The following is a 21,310-nucleotide window of genomic DNA, read 5'->3' as shown; positions in this document are numbered from 1 at the left end:
GTTGAACAAAGGCAGTCGATTCACTGATCGGCTGCCTTTATGTCGTAATTGAGCTATCGTGTCCCGTTAGCGTAATGACTTTCCATATTTTTTTTTCCAATTATCACTCCACTCTTTATAACTTAATCCTGTTACTTCCTCCAAGGTTTTACCATCCAGTGAATAACATCCTCCGTCGCTATCGTTATCAGGAAATGAATAGCCACCGATAACTTCACTCTTAGAAAGCATGATATAAACATTTATTTTCGATTTATATATCTTTTCCAACGGATGGTTTTGAACTGTGTAGCCATATATTTTTATGACTTTCCCAAAATATTTTTCTGGTTCTACCTTTTGAACGCCCCAAGTCTGTTGAAAAGGTATTGATTCTGTACTTTCGAAAAGTTTGCTCTTTTCTAAAGTATAGCTATAAACTTCGCCTTTGTAGGTGATATCTTTATAACCTTGAGCCATAACGTATTGTTCGGCTATTTTTTCATCACCTGTGACTTCATTGTTACATCCAACAAGAATTAATAACATCAAACCAATCAAAATACCGAAATTTAAATATCTCAATTTAAACGTCCCCCAACATGGAGAAATCCTCCTAATATCTAGACGGAATCGAAGTAAATGAAGTTGCGTTAAACTGCCCAATAGTTGAACAACAAGAGGAGCAGCTGCCGCGGCACTCTGCTCCACTATCGTGTCCCGTTAGTTGAATAGTCGAAAGTATTAATTATTCAATCTTTAACTTATATATAGGTTGCTGGTAAGTATTTTCTTGGTTTTGGCTTATAAACCCCGCCTTCTCATATAAATCAATAGCTTTCTCGTTTTCTTTTTCTACTGTTAAAGATATAACCTTACATTTACGGTGTTTTTCTTTTATATATTCAATAATTTTATTTAGAGCCTGTTTTCCGTACCCTTTACCTTGAAGTTCCTTATCAATCTGAAATCCACCAATCCAATAATTTTCCTCACTGTTTGGTGTATAGCTAATATAAAACGCACCAATAATTCTATTGTTTTCATATAAAACGTAAGGGTCCAAAGCCTCATCCCAAGGTTTTATATAAGCAAACGCAAGTGATTCTGCAATATTTGGAACAAAAGATTTTTGGCTTTCGTGTACTGATAGTTCAAATGCTTCTTCCCAATTGTTCTTTGTGATTTCTTTAATACAAATATCATACATTTACTTTCGTCCCCCAATACTTCAAATAATTATATTTTACAACATGAATCAAAATTCTCTTAAACTAAACTGAGTCGTTCCAAAATTAAAATAGGCAACCAAATCTGATCGCCTTATTAAAGACTATACATTTACATTGTAATTAAGCTGAAGCTCATCACCAGGTAATCCCCTAATTCCCCAATTTGATTTAAGAGTCTCGATGATTGTTATTTCAATATCTTGTGGGGAAATTCTTAGTTCTTGTTGGATGTGTTCAAAAAGCGACCGTATCAAATATTTTTTCGATTCCACCGAACGCCCTTCAAATATACTTAGTTCAATTATGGTATATGCTTCTGTACGTTCGGGGGCATAATGAAAATCTTCCCTATCCATTGGAAAAAAACGATGGAATTTTTTATCGGCGGGTAATTTAAATGCTTCAACTACACATGTATGAATTACCTCCGAAAACCTTTCCTTTATTGGGTTTAAATTTTCCTTCAAACCAAAAATTTTCACTTGAGCCATGCTCCTCATCTCACCTTTCTCTTCTCAACTTTTCTCGACTATTTTCGGGTACAACCAAATTATAACAGTTACTTTCAGACTATAAAACCCGTCTGCCCGTTAGCGTAATAAAGGCTACCGATTAAATTAATCGGCAGCACAGCTGGTGTTTATTGTGCTATCGTGTCCCGTTAGCCATACATGCAGCGCAAGCGCCGCACCACAGATGATGAAAATATATGTATCTGTTAATACTGCTATTATGGCTGGGAGAGGAAGGTCGATAAGCTATGGTGCCTACGAGCCCATCCGTTAGTCTGACTCCAACGATCACGGTGCATCACAGATTGTCGCTCCCTATCGGGAAGCACTCATGGGAGATTAATCCTACTCTGATTGTTGCACCAGCCTCTTACCTAATTTAGCCGTAGAGAGGATACTTTAGAGTGGAAATCGTAGTTGAACGGGCATGTGGTATGGATATTCATAAGGATAACATTACCGCATGTATTCTAACGTCTAATGGAAAGGAGATTCAAACGTTTCCGACTAAAACAGTGTTTCTTTTACAATTAATTGACTGGATTAAACAACATGAATGCACTCACGTCGCTATGGAAAGTACAGGTGTATTTTGGAAGCCTATTGTAAATTTTACTTGAAGCTGAAGGCGTTGAATTTTTAGTGGTGAATGCCCAGCATATGAAAGCTTTGCCTGGACGTAAAACAGATGTCAAAGACTCCGAATGGATTGCAAAGCTTCTTCGTCATGGGTTACTTAAAGCAAGTTTCATTCCAGATCGAAATCAACGGGAGCTTCGAGAACTTGTTCGTTACCGTCGGAGTATTATCGAAGAACGAGCTAGACAACATAATCGAATTCAAAAAGTGTTAGAAGGAGCCAATATTAAGCTCAGCTCTGTTGTCTCTGATATTATGGGTGTCTCCTCTCGTGATATGCTTCATGCTATTGCTGATGGTGAGGATGATCCTGAGAAACTAGCGAACTTTGCTAGACGCACCATGAAACGAAAGAAGAATGAACTTGAACTTGCTTTACACGGCTATGTAAACCCTCATCAACGCTTGATGATTAAGACTATTTTAACTCACATTGATTTTTTAAGTGAACAAATCACAGTACTAGACCAGGAAATCGCTACGAGGGTTGTTCCATTTTCTGACGATGTCGAACGTTTAGATTCAATTCCTGGAATAGCTACTCGAATGGCAGAACAAATCTTAGCCGAAATTGGGACCAACATTAAGAAGCAGTTTCCCAGTGCTGCGCATTTATGCTCATGGACTGACTTGTGCCTGGGCATAACGAAAGTGCAGGAAAAAGAAAATCTGCTAAATCTAAAAACGGAAACAAATATTTGAAGTCCGCCTTAGTTGAAGCAGCCCATTCCGTAGCAGCCTCAAAGAACTATCTTGGTGCCATGTACAGACGAACAGCGGCAAGAAAAGGAAGAAAAAGGGCTGCAATCTCTGTCGCGCATGCTATGTTGAGAATAGCCTACTATTTGTTGACTCGTGAAGAAATGTATGTGGATCTAGGCGAAGATTACTTTGACAAGCAGAAGCAACAATCTATTGTGAAATACGCAGTTCGAAGACTAGAAAACTTAGGCTATTCTGTAACTATTGCAGAAGTCTCCTAATTCATTAAGACACTCATATTCTTATTTCGGATGCTGTGACATTCAAAAAAATGAATGGACTGCGTCTTATTTACTTTGCTTTTTTACAGTTACTGCAGATTTAATTTTCATGGGAGTTTAATAATAAAAGGAGCTACCCTATAGGAAGCTCCTCCACTATCGTTTCATGATTGTTTAATAATCTAGATTTCTGCACGCCGTGATCGTTTATCTAATGTCCATGAGCAAGGATGTTGATAAGTTTGCCAAATGGGTCGCGGACATAGAATCGCCGAACACCCCAAGGCTCATCAACAGGTCCATATTCTATTGTATATCCAGCACTCTTCATACGTTCATACACAGCATCGACATCATCAACTTCAATCGATAGATCAGGAGTAGGCGTATTGGAGCCGCCCTCTGATGCGAAGCTTATTTGAATGTTCTCCTTCCCCAGTAAGCCGTATGTTTCAATCCAACCATGATCCATCAATAAATCAAGCTCGAGTACGTCCTGGTAAAAGCTTTTTGCTGCCGAAACATTCTGAGTTTTAATATTTGTGACAATTCGTTTTACTCTCATTCTCAGACCTCAATTCTAATGGTATACTTTTTTAATTTTATTCTATGATCCTGTCCGTGAGCGGAATATCCGAATTTTATATCCAATCCTCGAAATGATCTGTTACAAACCGAATCTCGCTCTCATAGTGGGCCAAGTGACCCTCATCAACCATTTTCTGAAAGGCAGGATTCCCATCAGCAGCACCATTTCTCAATGTATCACACAGTACTATCAAACGTTGTATAATCCACTGTCGCAGATTATTTGGGACGGGAATTCCATAAGCTTCAAAAAACAAATGAATTCGCCGACGTCGCTCTACGTCATGTATTTCACATTGGTATGCTACTATGGTTCCAGAAGTATGGTCAGGTGCAAAACTCGCAAGTGGAACAGATGTGTAAAGGGTGTACGCAATGTCCCACATACGCGGACCTGGACCTGCCATGTCAAAATCAATGAGCGCCACAGGAGCCTCCTTTTGAAAGACAACATTATACAACGCTGCGTCATTATGACAGATCACTTCATATTCGGCATCATCGGCATAGCTAAGCTGCCATCTGTCCTCCATATTGGACCTGAACACTGTAGTCACATCATGGAAACGACGTATAAGGTGTGCCAGACCCACAAGCGTTTCGTCCGTCCACATATACGGTTCAAGGTTTGGATAATTATTCCCTGGAACTTCTCCAGAAATAAATGTCAATATTTCACGACCTGAATCATCGATTCCGAGGAATTTTGGTGCTCCCTCATAGCCCTGTTGTTCCAAATGTTTGAGTAGTTCATGAACATTCGGACTCCAATAACCTATAGGGCGGCGAACAGTGTTCGCCATACGGACTATATGATTTACATTACCGCCTTTTAACACTTCTTCCTTAGGCATTAGGTTCATTCCTTTTCTATTCAGTGCATTACCTATTGCAGATTTTGACCTGTTAGCGATGAAAACTCCCTCTCTAATAATAACAATATTTACTAGTTATTGTTTATAAAGAACAATTATAACTATACTGTCCTTTAAGATCATTGCTGGCATTTGCTCATCTTATATAAATATAAATCCATTTTAGAATCTAGATCAGAATTATTTGCTATAATGTTCTCATGAAAAATAATACGATCCTAAACAAATTAGCAATTATTCTACTTTTTATCAGCATTCTCTTTGGCCTACGCTGCATTTGGTTCAGCATATTTAAGGTTTCCAACAATGTACCTATGATTAGCAACGGTGTACTGGATTTACGTGGCCAGGATCTGGAGAAAGCTAACTTATTCAGGCTAGATGGTGAATGGAGCTTCTATCCTTCGCAATTTGTTTCATCCAAGACTTCCACTAGCCCAAAACAATCCCAAGCGCTTCAAGTTCCTGGGAAATGGAGCCACGCTATCGGAACTGATAACACAACTTCATATGGATACGGGACTTACCGTCTGCGTATTTTGGTAGAACCGCTTCAGGAGCCTATCTCGTTCTGGATCAAACAAATTTATTCCGCCTCCAGTGTGGAAATTAACGGTACCCCTGTTCTCAATAATGGGACAGTTTCTCTCGATGCCAATACATATGCACCAAAAACTACCTCATTTACAGCATCATATTTTTCGGAAAATATGACAGAAATAGATGTACTTATTCAGGTAGCAAATTTTGATCACCCCTATAAAGGCGGTATTAGTGGGCCTATTTTCTTTGGCTCTCAGGAAGTGGTTAACCGGACAAATTTTTATACCGTTGGATTTCAAATACTTACTGCAATCATCCTGCTACTACATGGGCTGTATGCCTGTATTCTGTATTTATTTAATCCTAAAGAACGTGCCCTGTTTCTTGTAGGGCTAATGACATTATCTGTAGCCGTAATCCTTTTAGCCCGAAATGACAATTTAGTTTTAGCATTACTGCCGATTAATTACACTTGGTCATTAAAAATCCGTTTAATCGCCTTCTTATGGCAGAACCTTTTTATTCTGCTTGTTTTCAGGAAATTCACCTCAGGTGCCGAAGTCAACAAGTGGTTACGTGCTTACACGTGGTGTCTTTTCCTTTATACCTTATTTATATTTATCGTTCCTGCTTATTTGGTCAGTACATCGATTCACTGGGGAATCATTCAAGTGTTTCAGTATATCCCCTTCATCTGGTTAATATATAGCTTGGGGCGCTTATTGTTCAAAAGGCAAGATGAAAAAGATGTTGTTTTTCTACTGATATCAGGTGCGGCCATCATCTCTAATTTGTTATGGAATTTGTGGGATAATAACGGCCATTATTCCATTGTTTACTATCCTGTGGATATTATTGCCGCCATCGTTGGCTTCTCAGCTTATTGGTTTAAAAAGTATTTTCAGAATGCCAAAGAGAACATGGAGCTAAATGAACAGCTGAAAAAAGCGGACAAACTCAAGGATCAGTTTCTCGCCAATACTTCTCACGAGCTGAGAACACCAGTTCATGGAATTATGAATATCGCGCAAAATATAATAACGAAGGAAAAGGATAGACTCTACGAGAGTAGCCGGCAAGATATGGAGTTACTGATTACTATCAGCCGCCGTATGTCCCATATGCTTGGTGATCTACTGGATGTAGTACGTCTTCAAGAGCATCGCGTTATTTTGCATCAGGAGCCTATTTTGGTTCAATCGGTGGTTCCCGGAGTCATCAATATGCTTCAATATATGATTGAAGGCAAACCGGTACGGCTATCCATGAACATACCAGAATCTATGCCTCCTATTCTTGCGGATGAGAAACGACTAGTACAAGTATTATTAAATTTAGTGCACAACGCGCTCAAATACACCGAGCAAGGACTTGTTTCTGTTTCAGCTGAGGGAAAAGACGCTCATGTCTTTATATATGTAACAGATACCGGAGTAGGCATGACCGAAGAGACCCTGGCGCGAGTATTCCTCCCCTATGAGCAAGGCCCTCACGGAATAAATGACGGGCGTGGAATTGGACTGGGACTAAGCATTAGTAGGCAGTTGGTAGAACTACACGGTGGCAGCTTGAGCATACATTCTGAACTCGGCAAAGGTTCAACTTTCAGTTTTGCACTCCCCCTTGCTGATTCCTATAGTGAACAGATAGTAAGAGAGGTTGCACCTATAACAACGTATACACCTGATGAGATTTATAAGCAGATGGCTGAATGGGGGATTTCCGAACAAACTAATCAACACACTGACAAAATCCCGCCACTCTTTACAGATGCGAAGGTGAATCTCTTGGTGGTAGATGATGACCCTGTTAATCTGAATGTGCTAAAGGGCATTCTCGAAAGCGAACCTTATCTCATTACGACAGTGAACTCAGCGCAAGAGGCACTGGATTGGCTAGATAAAAAGAGCTGGGATTTACTGATTAGTGATGTAATGATGCCGCATATGTCAGGATATGAATTAACGCAAAAGGTTCGCGCTCGTTATTCCCTATATGAGCTTCCAGTGCTATTGCTGACTGCCCGCAGTCAACCTGAGGATATTTACACTGGATTCTACTCCGGTGCAAATGATTATGTTACCAAACCGGTGGATGCAGTTGAACTCAAATATCGCATTCGAGCTTTAACAGCGATGAAAATTTCTTTTAATGAACGGGTGCGTATTGAAGCGGCTTATCTACAGGCACAAATACAACCCCATTTCTTGTTCAATACATTGAACTCTATTGCGGCACTCAGTGATATGGATACTAAAAAGATGCAAGAGCTCATCACTGCATTTACTTCCTTTTTGCGAATCAGCTTTGACTTTTTAAATATCGGAGAACTCGTGAACCTTTCTCATGAACTAGAGCTGGTAGAATCTTATTTGTATATTGAACAAACACGATTTGCAGAACGAATTTCCGTTGTTTGGGAGGTAGATCCAGACATTAATATCCTGTTACCCCCTCTATCCATCCAACCCTTGGTAGAAAATGCTATCAAGCATGGTCTGCTCAAGCGTCAACAGGGGGGTACCGTTTATATTCGGATCTCACGTCTGAACAATGCTGTAAAGATCGAAGTGGAGGATAATGGGCAAGGTATGGATCATAGAACGCTCGCGTTGTTGCTGGAACCGACCATAAAAGCTAAAAGTGGCATCGGACTGGCTAACACCCATCGAAGACTGATGCAATTGTATGGTCAGGGTCTTTTTATTCAAAGTAAACAAGATGAAGGTACTTTGGTATCCTTTGTTATACCGGAGGACAGTGAATAATATATCAAATAAAAAAGCCATTCCATAAGGAGTGGCTTTTTGTGTATCGATACATTTAGAAAATAGTAGGTACCATGCCCCCATCCATACGGATCGGAGAACCTTTAAATGCAGAGGCATAGGGACTGCTCATAAATGCTGCTAGTCTACCTATTTCATTAGGTTTAATAAATCGCTGTATTTCAGATTGCGGTAAGTTTTTAGCCATGAATTTTTTCTCTTTTTCTGAAAAAGTCAACGCTTCATCTGGGTACATTCCATCAATGATTTGGTGCACGTTTTCAGAGAGTGTTGGTCCTGGCATGATAGTATTGACGGTAAGTTCTGTTCCGATTGTTAATTTAGATAAGCTTTTTGCTAATGATAATAGCATTGATTTTGTCATTGCATAATGTGGCATTTGAGCTGACGGCATTATTGCTTCTTCACTAGCGATAAAGATCACGCGACCAAAATTGTTTTCTAACATTTTTGGTAAATAAAATTTTGTTAATCCATTTGCAGCAAGAACATTCGTACGGATGTATTTTTCAAATATTTCATCATCAACGTCGTCATAGCTCATCAGTTCATAAATCCCCATATTATTAACTAAAATATCGATATGGGAGTGTTTTTCAAATAAAGCTTCTCTTTGCTCCATATCTACAATATCGGCTGTAGCATTCAGTGGAGAAGTTTCCGGAAATTTTGCTTTAATTTCATTTACTGTTTGTTCTACCTTTTCATAATTACGTCCATTTATTAGTACATTAACGCCTTCGTTGGCAAGTTCAAAGGCGATAGCTTTACCAATACCTTTTGTAGATCCTGTAATTAAAGCTGTCTTATTGTTTAATCCCATATCCATATTTCATTTCTCCTTTAATCATGGCGAATTAATTAGCAGTTTCTCAAGAACTGTACTGAGCATCGGCTAGTATTTATACTATCTTACCGGGATTATTCAGTAACTAGTGTCTTGCGCCAAACTTCTTGTTTAACACGCCAATTTGAAGGAGTATCTCCTTCCCAAAGTCGGAAGGCACGGTAGAACGAGTTCTGATCTTCATATCCGATCAAGAAAGCTACCTCTTTAACATCGAGAGATGGATCTGCTAAATACGCTCGCGCCTGCTCATGTCTGGCTTGTGTCAGCAAATGCTTGAAGCTCGTATTTTCTTCAGTAAGCCTCCGCTGTAAGGTACGAGCACTCATCCTTAGCTCTTTAGCAACAGTTTGAATCTCGGGTTGCCCCCCGCTAAGGCTGCGTTTCATGATCCATTTGACCCTTTCAGTAATTGAGCGACTGTCCTGCTGTTCAGCAAGTGTCCGATCCAAAACGGGAGTCAGAATTTCTAGCAACTCTTCGTTATACGAGATAAAGGGCAGATCCAAATCACTTCGTCGTAGTGTTAAGCGGTTAGTCTCAGCACCGATCTGAATTCGACAGCCGAAATAAGCCTCAAGAACCTGTAAATTCCCTATGGGTTGTGAAAATTCTACAAACTGCGCTGTCATAGGTATACCAGTTCCCCGCCGCCCAAGCTCCAATAAAAACGCCAGTGTAAGACCAAGCAGCAGCGGTGGACCGGAATACTCGGGATGCTGCCAATTCAATTCGATTGCACACAACTCTCCCTCCTCGACGATATGCAAGCTTTCTGGAGGGCACATTCGTTTATAGCGCACCATTCGGTTTAGAGCGTCGCGATAATCTTTAGCATGATAAGTGGCTAAGACGGTCGGCGGATATTGTGTGGTTTCAAAAACGGTTGCTAGCTTGATGATTCCCTCAGCAGTGTCTCCAACGAGATCCGAATATGCCTGCCAGATAGCGAAATATTGGGCTGTGGTGACTGCTGACTCCGTGATAAGGCTCAGGGGAAGACTTGCTTTACTGGCTATATCTTGAGCGGTTATCCCTAATTGAATTAATCCAGCCCAAAATCCGGGAGGGATTTTAATGGAGTCAGAAGTATGAGTCTGCATCTATGTGGACCTCCTTTAGCATCATTGCATGAAGAAAGGGCTAGTTAGAATTCAAGCAAGCACGGGCAAGCAACTCAAACGAATGCAACCGTTTCTCATAGTCTGGAATCATAGTAACGATAATGAATTCATCAACTCCATACAAGTGAGATAACTGTTCCAGCTTTTCTTTGATGCTTTTGGGTGTGCCTATCAGCAGTTTACGTTCCAAAAGCTTGGATTTCTCTTCCTTTGAGCCTTCTTGTTGAAATAATGTCATACCGGAAGAGGCTAGCCGCTCTGCTTCTTCCTCAGTCTCGGCGCAAATAACGCCAACAGCTACGATAGCCCGAGGGCTAGCATTAACTGAAGAAGGGATAAAAGCTTCACGGTAAGCTTGCAAAATCTCTTCCCCAGCTACATCGCTCATGAATTGACCAAACACATAGCCTGCTCCAAACTCGGCAGCATATGCCGCACTTTTCTTGTTTGTACCCAGCATCCACAGCTCTGGCGATTCGGGTGGAGTCGGACGGGCGGTTATCTTACGTCCTTCATATGAATAGTTCCCCTGCAACAATTCGGTGACTCCCTTAAGCAGTTCCGGCATTTTCCAAACATTTTCGAGAAAATTTCCGCTCAGCGCTAAGCTTACTTCAGCAGCACCGCCAGGAGCCCTGCCTAACCCAAGGTCGATGCGTCCCGGATATAAACTTGCCAGCAAATGAAAAGATTCCACTACTTTTAACGGCTTATAGTGCGGCAGCAATAAAGCTCCCGATCCGATGCGGATATGCTGTGTTCTCGCTCCGATATGCGATAAAAACACCTCTGTGGAGGTACACGCTAAACCCGGCATATCATGATGTTCGGCAACCCAATAACGAGTATATCCCAGTCTTTCAGCTGTTCGAGCCAGTTCCACCGCTTGTCCTAATGCAAAGCTTGCATCCACATTATCAAATACAGGTACAAGGTCCAAAACGCTAAGCTTAATGGATGTCGTTGTCATGGCTACGTCCTACTCGAGGGTTTCGGTAAAATTCAATCATATCAATAAAAGTAACCTTGTAATCGCCGGCAATCGCTGCCAGATTATACATTCGTCCATGGCCGTCTTCTTTGGACGCGAACACAACATCATGCCGCAGCTTATCCATAATCACTTTGCCGATGAACTGGTGCTCGTATTCCGCATATTTCTTTTTAAACTCTTCATTAAATTCCAGCAGGTCCTGATAAGAACGCTCAAGCATTGCATTTACCAAGGTCAGTTCATTGCCCTCTTTTTGTACCGCTACGTAATAATTCCCACGCTCATCCTTGATCAAATCCTTATACAACTCAACGTTCAAAGTTAATTTCTCCTCTCTGATTCCTAAGGGATAACTCCTTTAGAACTTAACCTTACATACTTGATGTTAGCACTGTTGGCTCTGTGGTAATTTGTACGTTTCCTGCTACAGCTCTGGAAATCATACAAGAGCCTTCTGCTTTATGGGCAATACGAATTGCTTTATCAATATCGTCCTGTGACGCATCTTCGGTAAGTGTGATGATGGGTGAATGTTTGATCGCTTCATATGTAAAAATGTTATTTGTTACATCCACTGTCGCCTCTGATGTTAACGTCAGGCTGGAAGTCGTAAGCCCTGATCGCTCCAGCATAGCTGCTAGTGTAATGAGATAGCAGGTTGCCGCCGCACCCAGTAGCATCTCATCCGGATTCGTTCCAACTCCTGGCCCGCCCATTTCTTTCGGAATGGAGATTTGAGTCTTGAGTTGTCCAGCTTCAATCGTTCCCTCACTATTACGACCGCCGTTCCATACGGCATTTAATATAAATGGGTGTTTCATTTCTAGATGTCCTCCCTATCTTGAAATTGCATGACATATTTTTAATCGAATACTTTACATGCTAACATAGAAGAATGCGGTGAACAAACAGGCTCAGGCCTACTGTTCGTGAGATTTATCTATAAATTAAATTTCGGGAGGCTCTATCATCATGTTAAACGATACCGATATCAAACATCTTCAGCGTTGTATTGAACTTGCCCGAATTGCACTCGAGGTTGGGGACGAACCTTTCGGCTCCATCCTGGTCTCAGCAAATGGAGAGGTCTTGGCCGAAGACAGTAACCATGTAGGCGGTGGTGACCATACTCAGCACCCCGAATTCGCTTTAGCTCGCTGGGCAGCTCAGAATATGTCACTGGAAGAACGTAAGCAGGCAACTGTGTATACTTCCGGGGAACATTGCCCTATGTGTGCGGCGGCTCACGGTTGGGTTCAATTAGGAAGGATTGTATATGCCAGTTCTTCGCAGCAATTATCACAGTGGTTAAGCGAAATAGGCATTGCAGCATCACCTGTCCGTAATTTGACCATTCAGGAAGTTATCCATAATGCAGTCGTAGATGGCCCTGTAACGGAGCTTGCAGAACAAGTGCGGGAACTTCATCGACAATTCCACGGACAAAGACAGTAGTAAAAAAAGAACCTTTGAATAAAGGTTCTTTTTTATGTTCTAAACTTTGTGGGGTATAAACTATAGTTGCTATATATACAGAGTCCTAAAGTTCTTATACCATTAACTTTGTAAGCGATTAACTTTATAGGAGGAAATGATTTGACAAAGCCTGTGCAGCCCAATGAACCTCTCGTAACTCATATTTATACTGCGGATCCTTCCGCTCATGTATTTGAAGGTAAAATTTATATTTATCCCTCACATGACCTGGATCACGAAATGATCTCTAATGACAACGGTGACCAATATAATATGGAGGATTACCATGTTCTTTCTATTGATGGAGATGGCTCCCCTTGTGTTGACCACGGTGAAGTGCTTCATGTGAAGGATGTTCCATGGGCTAAGCAGCAAATGTGGGCTCCGGATGCAGCATACAAAAACAATACCTACTATTTGTTTTTCCCAGCTAGAGACCATGACGATATTTTCCGAATTGGGGTCGCCACCTCAGCTTCACCTTCCGGACCCTTTACACCTGAACCAAGCTACATTCCCGGCAGTTATAGCATTGATCCCGCCGTTTTCGTTGATGATGATGGTAAATCGTATATATACTTTGGGGGTCTTTGGGGCGGTCAACTTGAAAAATGGCAAACCGGCTCATTTGTTCCGGATGCCGAGGGGCCGTCTGAAATGGCACCAGCTCTTGGACCTATCGTAGCTGAATTGAGCGAGAATATGCTGAGCTTTGAAGGTGAACCTAGAGAAATATCCATCATCGATACGAACGGAAATCCGATTCTTGCTGGAGATGAAGAGAGAAGATATTTTGAAGGCCCATGGGTACATAAATACAACGGATTTTATTATCTTTCTTATTCCACTGGTACTACCCACAATATTGTATACGCTATCAGTAAAGATCCGCTTGGACCTTATGAATATCAAGGAAAAATCCTTTCTCCAGTGTTAGGCTGGACAACGCACCATTCTATTGTTCAGTTTAAAGAGAAATGGTATTTATTTTATCATGACAGTTCTTTGTCTGGTGGAGCTGACAACAAGCGTTCTGTAAAATATACAGAGCTGAGATACAACGATGATGGCACCATTCAAACCATCCATCCTTAGTTTTTATTAAAATGGACTGCATGCTGTAGTTCACAGGAGGGCGTTTTTGATGACAATGAAACAACAAGGTGCTTTTTATACAGGGGAATATCGCAATATATTTAAGGAGCTCGGCTTTTCTGAAGATGATATCAACGCTAAACTCAATGAAACTTGGAATGATTTGTTTTACGGAGATCCGAACGTACGAATATACTATCCACAGGACGAGGATAAAAGCTATATCCTGGATACAGGTAATCTAGACGTTCGGTCGGAAGGAATGTCCTACGGGATGATGATGGCCGTTCAAATGAATAAAAAAGAAGAGTTTGATCGTCTATGGAACTTCTCAAAGACGTTTATGCAGCACAAAGAAGGTCGCTATGCCAATTACTTTGCTTGGCACTGCAAGCCTGACGGTACAAGGATTTCTCAGGGACCTGCACCGGACGGCGAAGAGTTTTTCGCCATGGCTCTGTTTTTTGCCTCAAAACGTTGGGGGAACGGTCCGGAACCTTATAATTATTCTGAGCAGGCCCGAACGATATTGCATGCTTGTGTACATAAAACTGAAACAGGAGATGGCGACTCAATGTGGGACGTGGAAACGAAATTGATCAAATTCGTACCGGAATCCACCTTCAGTGATCCGTCTTACCATCTCCCCCATTTCTATGATTTGTTCGCCTTGTGGGCTGACGAACGTGACCACATGTTTTGGCGAGAAGCCGCGGAAGCCAGCCGCACATATCTGCATACTACATGCCATCCGATAACTGGCCTTGCTCCCGAATATGCTAATTTTAACGGGTCCCCGGCAGAACCCCAGCCTCATGGTGATTTCAGCCATTTTTTCAGTGATGCTTACCGGGTAGCGGCTAATATCGGTCTGGACTGGGCTTGGTTCCAAAAGGACATCTGGCAGGTCGATCAATGTAACCGGATTCAGGCCTTTTTTAGGAATATCGAAGTTTCCGATTACCGGCGGTATACCATTGAGGGACAGCCCTTCGACGAACCGGCGCTGCACCCGACAGGTCTGTTGGCGACCAATGCCATGGCTTCCCTTGCTTCTAATGGCCCGGAGGCAGAGTATTTTGTCCGTTTGTTTTGGGATACACCATTGCGCACTGGACTCCGTCGTTACTATGACAACTGTCTGTACTTTTTTAGTTTACTGGCTTTGAGTGGAAATTATCGCATCTATTGAAGGAAATCGAACAAAAAAATAGGACTCCATTCCTCGAGCCTTTTGAAGAATGGAGTCCTATTAATCGTAATAAAGCTTTGCTATTATTTAATAACTACATATTCCAAGTTTACAAGTTTTGCATAAGCAATAATTTGGTCTGTTGTAAGCGTTAATGAAACTACGGTGTGGTGACCGCCACCATTTTCGATCCAAGCTTTAACCCCATCTTGGAAGTTAGGCTTAACATTCCAAAGTACACGAGCTACTGGAAGGTTGGGAGCTGGAACCGTTGGTTCGAAAGCAGTAACTTCATTGATCAACAGTTTGTAATGAGTCCCAAAGTCAGCCATGGAAACAACCACACCGTCTCCTGCTTTACCGTCAAATACTAAACGTGCTGGATCGTCTTTACCACCAATACCCAGTGGAGATACGATAATTTTTGGTTTGTTGCTTGCCAAAGTAGGATCTACTTCAAGCATATGGGATTGAAGAATGGATTCTTGACCAACCGTCAATTCATAAGTGTAATCTTCCATAAAGCCAGTGGATTGGTTATGGCTCATCACTTTAAGCAAGCGATCGAGAGCTGCAGTCTTCCAATCTCCTTCTCCAGCAAAACCATAGCCTTGTGCCATCAGTCGTTGAACAGCAAGACCTGGAAGTTGTTTCATTCCGTGTAAATCTTCGAAGTTCGATGTGAAGGCGTTGTAGCCACCTTGATCAAGGAATCGTTTAATAGCAATTTCATAGCTTGCTTGAACTCTCACGCTAGCTTCCCAAGCTTCTTTGCTGTTAGTCCCATAATCAAATTCATACAGCTCTGAATACTCAGCGAATAAGGCATCGATCTCTTCTTCTTTAACTTCATTAATGATTTGTACTAGATCGCCAATACCAAAGTAGTCAACAGTCCATCCAAATTGAATTTGGGCTTCAACCTTATCTCCTTCGGTTACGCCAACGTTACGCATATTGTCACCAAAGCGAGCGACCTTGATATTAAAGCTTTCGTTATAAGCAACGGCTACGTCCATCCATTCTGCAATTTGCTTTTGGACTTCAGGACGTTCCCAGTAGCCTACTACCACTTTGTTTTGTTTGTTCAAACGGGCGTTAATAAAACCATATTCACGGTCACCATGAGCGGCTTGATTTAGATTCATGAAATCCATATCGATCGTTGCCCATGGAATACTTTCATTATATTGCGTAGCTAGATGTAGCAAAGGCTTTTGTAGCATTTTAGTTCCGCGGATCCACATTTTTGCAGGCGAGAAGGTATGCATCCAAGTGATAACACCGGCAACTTCGTCGCGGTAATTGACTTCTTTCATGATGTTTGTGATTTTATCTGCGCTGACAGCCAAATCCTGCAATACTAGTGGGTAAGGCAAAACTCCACTTTTATTCAAAGCATCTGTCATCGTTTGGGCATGCGCCTTAACTTCAGCCAAAGCTTCTTCCCCATAAAGATGTTGTGAACCTACGACAAACCAAAATTCTTTTGCTACTGCTGTTGACATATTCATCCTCTTTTCGTTATTTTGTGGTTTAATTATTTTTGTCCGTAATAAGCGTCTTTTCCATGTTTTCGCAAGTAATGTTTATCTAAAATACGTTGTGGCAACTCCTCAGCAAAATGGTTCAGCTCTCTTGCAAACAAATTCATTTTGGATACTTCATCCAAAACTACGCTGTTTATTACCGCCGATTTCGCATTTTTCCCCCAAGTAAAGGGTCCGTGTCCTTTAAGTAAAACACCAGGAACCGCCATAATATCGATCCCACGTTGTTCAAAGGTCTCGATGATTACATTACCCGTTTCCGCTTCGTAACCACGATCGACTTCTTCTTGCGTCAAGAAACGCGCACAAGGAATGGAACCATAGAAGGTATCAGCATGGGTCGTTCCCATGACAGGAACATCTAGTCCTGCTTGAGCCCAAATGGTCGCCCAAGTGGAATGTGTGTGCACGATTCCCCCGATCTCGGAGTAATGCTTATAAAGCACGGCGTGAGTAGGTGTATCGGAGGAAGGTCTCATATCTCCTTCAACCACATTGCCATCCAGATCAACAACTACCATATCGCTGGCTTTCATTGTTTCATAATCTACACCACTAGGTTTGATTACGAATAATCCACTTTCACGATCAATTGCACTCACATTTCCCCATGTATATTTAATAAGTCCTTGTTTCGGCAATTCCAGGTTGGCTTGAAAAACCTCTTCTTTAAGTTGTTCTAACATCTTGCTACCTCCATTTTCACACTAAATTGTCAACAGCGGACTGCTCAATCGCCAGACCCTTTTTATAACGTTCGATAAAGGTTTCAAATCCTTTAATGTCGGTTGCCTCTGGATGAATTTCTTCCCCCTTAACATCTTTGAACACTTTTTGATCGAGGAAGTCTTCTAAACTTTCTTCCTGATTTTTATTCATCATGTAAGCGGCAAGAATAGCCATTCCCCATGCACCGCCTTCACCGGCAGTCGACATTACGGAAACAGGAACATTCATTGAAGCTGCCATCATTTTTTGGCCCACTACCGGAGTCTTAAATAAACCGCCGTGACCTAAAATACTATCAATGGCTACATTCTCTTCCTTCGTCAAAATGTCCATTCCAATTTTCAAAGCACCAAAGGCGCTGAATAGATGCGTACGCATAAAGTTGGACAGATTGAATTTGCTCTCCGGCGAGCGGACAAATAGCGGACGACCTTGTTCTAACCCAGTAATATTCTCTCCTGAGAGATAACCATAGCTTAGTAATCCACCGGCATCAGGATCTGCTTCCAAAGCTTTATTTAATAGCACGCTGTACAATTTATTGGCATCCACTTTGTGTCCCATGGCTTCATAGAACTCGCGGAATAACCCGAGCCAGGCGTTGAGGTCACTTGAACAGTTATTCGCATGAACCATGCCCACTGGACTTCCGTTCGGAGTAGTAACCATATCAATTTCCGGATAAACCTTGGAAAGTTCTTTTTCTAATACAATCATGGCAAAAACAGAGGTTCCTACTGATACATTCCCGGTGCGTTTTCTTACGCTATTCGTTGCAACCATCCCGGTTCCAGCATCCCCCTCTGGAGGACTAAGCGGAATACCTGATTGTAAATGCAGCGATGGATCCAGAATTTTAGCTCCCGCTTCGCTTAAAATACCTGCTTGCTCTCCTGCAACATACACCTTAGGAAGTAAATCACTGGTCTTCCACGGATAAGCTTTGCTTGCAACCAGTTCATCAAACTGCTGTATCATGGAAGCGTTAAAATTTCCTGTAGTTTCATCAATTGGGAACATACCGGATGCATCACCAACACCAAGTGCTTTATTTCCAGTCAATAGCCAATGAATGTATCCTGCTAGTGTCGTAACAAAACGTATCTGTGGCACATGTTCTTCTTCATTCAAAATCGCCTGATAAAGATGAGCTATGCTCCAGCGTTCTGGGATATTAAACCCAAACAGCTCGGTCAATGCTTTGGCAGCCGCACCCGTAGTTGCATTACGCCAAGTCCGGAATGGAACAAGTAGTTCATTGTGCTCGTCGAAAGCCATGTATCCATGCATCATTGCAGAAAAACCGATTGAACCAACCGTTTGAAGGGTGATTCCGTATTTTTGTGCAACTTCTTCCTTCATCTCGCGATAGGCGTCTTGCAGACCTTTGATAATATCTTCCAAGTTGTACGTCCAAAAACCGTCCTTCAACTGATTTTCCCATTCGTAACTTCCAGAAGCGATCGTTTGAAAGCTATGATCGATAAGTACAACTTTAATGCGCGTGGACCCAAATTCAATACCAAGCGAAGTTTCTCCCTTATTAATCGCTTGTTCGATGCTTAATCGATTCGATATCACGTTTGTCACCTCTCTGAGAGCGCTTTTTTAAAAGGTCATGATAAGAATTTGCTTTCTTAATTGACAGCTATAGTATAATTTTTTGTACGTACATTTGTCAATTGAATAGTTATATATACATACAAATATGGAGATAATAATGATTTAACATATAAAAAAAGAGCCCCTTTCTATTTTTTTCGTTGTCATGCTATAATTTGTACATACAAATTTACCGAATATACGAATAACTTAGCGAACAAGAATGGAAAGAGGAATTACATGAAACCAAAGTATCAAGTGATATTAGATGACATAAAAAGCAAAATCCTTTCGGGAGATTACAATGTTGGTGAACAAATCCCTACTGAATCTGCCTTGCAGTCCATGTACGAAGTTAGCCGGCAGACTGTTCGAAAAGCAATTTTAGAACTTTCCAACGAAGGCTTCCTCCGAAGCGAAAAAGGGTCTGGTACTTATGTCAGCAACCAATATCGTTCGAAGACCGGCGGGAGTTCCCATAAGAAGACGATCGGCGTAATTACGACCTATATTTCCGACTATATCTTTCCTTCCATTATCCGTGGGATCGAGAGCCGGCTAAATGAGGATAATTATTCTCTACTATTAGCTAGTACAAATAACGATGTTGCTCAAGAAAAAAAGGCCCTTGAAATGATGCTGTCCTACGGTGTAGATGGTTTAATTATTGAACCGACGAAAAGCAATCTATATAACCCCAATATTGCTTACTACCTTTCTTTTAAGGAACAGGATATTCCGATTATAATGATTAATGCCTTTTATGAAGAAATAGAACTGCCGTACCTTTGTCTTGATGACGTGCAGTCCAGCTATTTGGCAACAAAAGAGTTGATAACCAAAGGGCACACCCAAATAGGGCTCATTGCAAAAATGGATGATTTACAAGGAAAGTATCGGATGAAAGGGTATATTAAAGCACTCGGAGAATCCAAATTACGATTTTATCCTGAGCAGATTTTTTCATTCAATACGGAGACAAAACAGACGTTATCTACAGACTTGAAGGATTTTCTGAATAAAAATAGAGATACGCTCACTGCTATTGTTTGTTATAACGACGAGGTTGGGTTGGAAGTGGTTCATGCCTGCAGACAGCTGGACATCACTATTCCGGAGGAATTATCGATTATCGGACAAGACAATTCCTATATCGCCAAAAACGCGAACATCAAACTAACCACCTTGACACACCCACAAGAAGCCATGGGACGCGATGCAGCGGATTGGGTCATTAAGAAACTACAAGGAAAAAAAGACCTTCCAAACAACACTTATTATCAGCCTGTGTTAATTGAAGGTGAGACCGTTGTTGAGAGATAGGTTGTAACAAGGCAAGCAACCCACCAGTCATGGCTGGTAGGTTGCTTTTTTCATTTTGTCTCTACATTAAGCAGTCCGGCTCCAATTTCCGTGTTTGGAATATTTACTGGATTTCCAGATAATCAAGATAAGCATCCCATGTCCCGTTATCAGCTGTTACGACGAGCTGGATTTCTTGATTTCCGGTTCCATGACTGACATTGTTTAGAGTATAAACGGCGGGACTGCTTCCCCCGAAGTAAAAGGTGCCCTTGGTCACTCCACCGATTTTCAAATCGACTCTCGCCATATTAGAGTTATTCGAAGCCCCGCGGAGTGAAAAATTATGGGTACCGGTCGTAAAATTCTGTGTGTATTTCACTAGATCATTGTTGGCGTATAAAGAAACTCGGAGAATGGTGAGCTTATATTGGAGGTATACTGACCACTTTTAGTCATGTTTTCAGCTTCTATTTTTGTGCTTGTGCCTGGATTTGGTGTGGAGGTTGGTGTTGGGTTTGGCGTTGGCGTCGGATTCGTACCTCCGCTACCTCCGATCGTAATTGTATTGCTAGTCACGGTAGCTGTTCCACTACTTTGATAACCCTCTACCGTAAGCGAAGTTTCATACATCTTCCCCATTGACATTCCTCTGCTCTCCCACGCTTTAAAGTGTTCACTAACAGATATGGTTCCGCTTGTACGTTTGGTCGTCCGGACACTCCAATATTGTTTAAAGGTTGCTGTGCCTTTAATTGAAGGTTGGTTGACTCTGGTAGTCTCATATATGTCATATGTTCCCCCATCAACGGTAATGGTACCTTTAGACGTTCCACCAGGCGGACGCCAGCTCCCCCAGCTATCAACGATGTAATATTCGATTAGTGGATCAACGGTCCATCCGTAGACACATAAATACGAATTTCCGTTTGGTTGGTAGTTGGCACTGTAGTTAACAGTTATGTTTCCAATTTGCTGGTGTGTCTGGGTCTCATCGAACTTCTTACCTTTACGGAACAGAGCATTTCCGATGTTGCTCCACTGAGCACTGAATGTACCTCCACTATCAAGAGTCATACTCGTGGTACCGGAATCCTTCCATAGCTCATAGTAGTAGCCGTCTTGGGTGCCGCTTTGATTAGATGTGATCGTTGTTGCGGCATTTACACTTACTGCAGGCAATGCAAGCATAAAACAAATAATGATTACTAAAAATAAACGCATTCTCTTCTGTTTTATTTGCTGTCCTCCTCTTGGTT

At 41.6% G+C, this 21,310-nt stretch carries 18 protein-coding genes and 2 pseudogenes; 6 read left to right on the top strand and 14 right to left on the bottom strand.

What is annotated here, in order from left to right; genetic code table 11:
* Positions 1–66: 66 nt before the first annotated feature.
* The 3 genes from MKX60_RS20175 to MKX60_RS20165 form a co-directional block, all read right to left on the bottom strand.
* Positions 67–564 (bottom strand): hypothetical protein, encoded by a 498-nt coding sequence (locus MKX60_RS20175; protein ID WP_076301117.1) that lies wholly within the window; start codon positions 562–564, stop codon positions 67–69.
* Between the two features lie 163 nt (positions 565–727).
* On the bottom strand, positions 728–1,189 hold the full coding sequence (locus MKX60_RS20170) for a GNAT family N-acetyltransferase (RefSeq protein ID WP_076286962.1): 462 nt from the start codon (positions 1,187–1,189) through the stop codon (positions 728–730).
* 123 nt (positions 1,190–1,312) lie between these two features.
* Positions 1,313–1,702: a tautomerase family protein gene (locus MKX60_RS20165; RefSeq protein WP_341060783.1), complete on the bottom strand. Its 390-nt coding sequence runs from the start codon at positions 1,700–1,702 to the stop codon at positions 1,313–1,315.
* Positions 1,703–2,127: 425 nt separating this feature from the next.
* Here MKX60_RS20165 and MKX60_RS20160 point away from each other — a divergent pair.
* A pseudogene (locus tag MKX60_RS20160) lies at positions 2,128–3,345 on the top strand (IS110 family transposase).
* Positions 3,346–3,556: 211 nt separating this feature from the next.
* Here MKX60_RS20160 and MKX60_RS20155 read toward each other — a convergent pair.
* Positions 3,557–3,910, bottom strand: coding sequence for a VOC family protein (locus MKX60_RS20155; protein WP_341060782.1), 354 nt, complete (start codon positions 3,908–3,910; stop codon positions 3,557–3,559).
* Positions 3,911–3,986: 76 nt separating this feature from the next.
* Positions 3,987–4,787, bottom strand: a complete 801-nt coding sequence (locus tag MKX60_RS20150; protein ID WP_341060781.1) for a phosphotransferase — start codon at positions 4,785–4,787, stop codon at positions 3,987–3,989.
* Positions 4,788–5,122: 335 nt separating this feature from the next.
* Between MKX60_RS20150 and MKX60_RS20145 the strand changes: the two genes are divergently transcribed.
* Complete coding sequence (locus MKX60_RS20145) at positions 5,123–8,119, top strand: ATP-binding protein (protein WP_341060780.1); 2,997 nt, start codon at positions 5,123–5,125, stop codon at positions 8,117–8,119.
* Positions 8,120–8,174: 55 nt separating this feature from the next.
* On the opposite strand, the gene MKX60_RS20140 is transcribed toward MKX60_RS20145, so the two are convergent.
* From MKX60_RS20140 to MKX60_RS20120, 5 genes are all read right to left on the bottom strand, one after another.
* Positions 8,175–8,969 carry an SDR family NAD(P)-dependent oxidoreductase gene (locus MKX60_RS20140; RefSeq protein WP_341060779.1) on the bottom strand — a complete coding sequence of 265 codons (795 nt, stop codon included), beginning with the start codon at positions 8,967–8,969 and terminating at the stop codon, positions 8,175–8,177.
* Positions 8,970–9,061: 92 nt separating this feature from the next.
* On the bottom strand, positions 9,062–10,090 hold the full coding sequence (locus MKX60_RS20135; RefSeq protein WP_076286970.1) for an AraC family transcriptional regulator: 1,029 nt from the start codon (positions 10,088–10,090) through the stop codon (positions 9,062–9,064).
* A gap of 40 nt (positions 10,091–10,130) precedes the next feature.
* Positions 10,131–11,081 carry an LLM class flavin-dependent oxidoreductase gene (locus MKX60_RS20130; protein WP_341060778.1) on the bottom strand — a complete coding sequence of 317 codons (951 nt, stop codon included), beginning with the start codon at positions 11,079–11,081 and terminating at the stop codon, positions 10,131–10,133.
* Positions 11,062–11,424, bottom strand: coding sequence for a hypothetical protein (locus MKX60_RS20125; protein WP_042188220.1), 363 nt, complete (start codon positions 11,422–11,424; stop codon positions 11,062–11,064). Before MKX60_RS20125 ends, MKX60_RS20130 begins: the two co-directional genes overlap by 20 nt.
* 52 nt (positions 11,425–11,476) lie before the next feature.
* Positions 11,477–11,926 (bottom strand): OsmC family protein, encoded by a 450-nt coding sequence (locus MKX60_RS20120; RefSeq protein ID WP_076286972.1) that lies wholly within the window; start codon positions 11,924–11,926, stop codon positions 11,477–11,479.
* A 151-nt stretch (positions 11,927–12,077) separates the two neighbouring features.
* Between MKX60_RS20120 and MKX60_RS20115 the strand changes: the two genes are divergently transcribed.
* From MKX60_RS20115 to MKX60_RS20105, 3 genes are all read left to right on the top strand, one after another.
* Positions 12,078–12,560 (top strand): nucleoside deaminase, encoded by a 483-nt coding sequence (locus tag MKX60_RS20115; protein ID WP_076286973.1) that lies wholly within the window; start codon positions 12,078–12,080, stop codon positions 12,558–12,560.
* A 141-nt stretch (positions 12,561–12,701) separates the two neighbouring features.
* On the top strand, positions 12,702–13,676 hold the full coding sequence (locus MKX60_RS20110; protein ID WP_076301109.1) for a glycoside hydrolase family 43 protein: 975 nt from the start codon (positions 12,702–12,704) through the stop codon (positions 13,674–13,676).
* 49 nt (positions 13,677–13,725) lie between these two features.
* Positions 13,726–14,868 (top strand): glycosyl hydrolase family 8, encoded by a 1,143-nt coding sequence (locus MKX60_RS20105; RefSeq protein ID WP_341060776.1) that lies wholly within the window; start codon positions 13,726–13,728, stop codon positions 14,866–14,868.
* 83 nt (positions 14,869–14,951) lie between these two features.
* Here the strand turns inward: MKX60_RS20105 and araA are convergent, their stop codons facing one another.
* Genes araA through MKX60_RS20090 form a run of 3 tightly spaced genes read right to left on the bottom strand, consistent with a single transcriptional unit; the run spans position 14,952 to position 18,728 of the window.
* Positions 14,952–16,376 carry an L-arabinose isomerase gene (gene araA / locus MKX60_RS20100; RefSeq protein WP_149645589.1) on the bottom strand — a complete coding sequence of 475 codons (1,425 nt, stop codon included), beginning with the start codon at positions 16,374–16,376 and terminating at the stop codon, positions 14,952–14,954.
* Between the two features lie 32 nt (positions 16,377–16,408).
* A complete protein-coding gene (locus MKX60_RS20095) occupies positions 16,409–17,104 on the bottom strand; it encodes an L-ribulose-5-phosphate 4-epimerase (RefSeq protein WP_042188210.1) in 696 nt (231 codons plus the stop codon).
* 16 nt (positions 17,105–17,120) lie between these two features.
* Positions 17,121–18,728 carry a xylulokinase gene (locus MKX60_RS20090; protein ID WP_341060775.1) on the bottom strand — a complete coding sequence of 536 codons (1,608 nt, stop codon included), beginning with the start codon at positions 18,726–18,728 and terminating at the stop codon, positions 17,121–17,123.
* Positions 18,729–18,989: 261 nt separating this feature from the next.
* Here MKX60_RS20090 and MKX60_RS20085 point away from each other — a divergent pair, with 261 nt between their 5' ends.
* Positions 18,990–20,072 (top strand): GntR family transcriptional regulator, encoded by a 1,083-nt coding sequence (locus MKX60_RS20085; protein ID WP_042188207.1) that lies wholly within the window; start codon positions 18,990–18,992, stop codon positions 20,070–20,072.
* 103 nt (positions 20,073–20,175) lie between these two features.
* On the opposite strand, the pseudogene MKX60_RS20080 reads toward MKX60_RS20085, so the two are convergent.
* Positions 20,176–21,290: pseudogene (locus MKX60_RS20080) on the bottom strand (glycoside hydrolase family 11 protein).
* Positions 21,291–21,310 lie beyond the last annotated feature (20 nt).

This window comes from Paenibacillus sp. FSL R5-0914 (assembly GCF_038004525.1).
Lineage (GTDB): Bacteria > Bacillota > Bacilli > Paenibacillales > Paenibacillaceae > Paenibacillus_AQ.
This window is presented reverse-complemented; position numbering and strand designations above follow the sequence as displayed.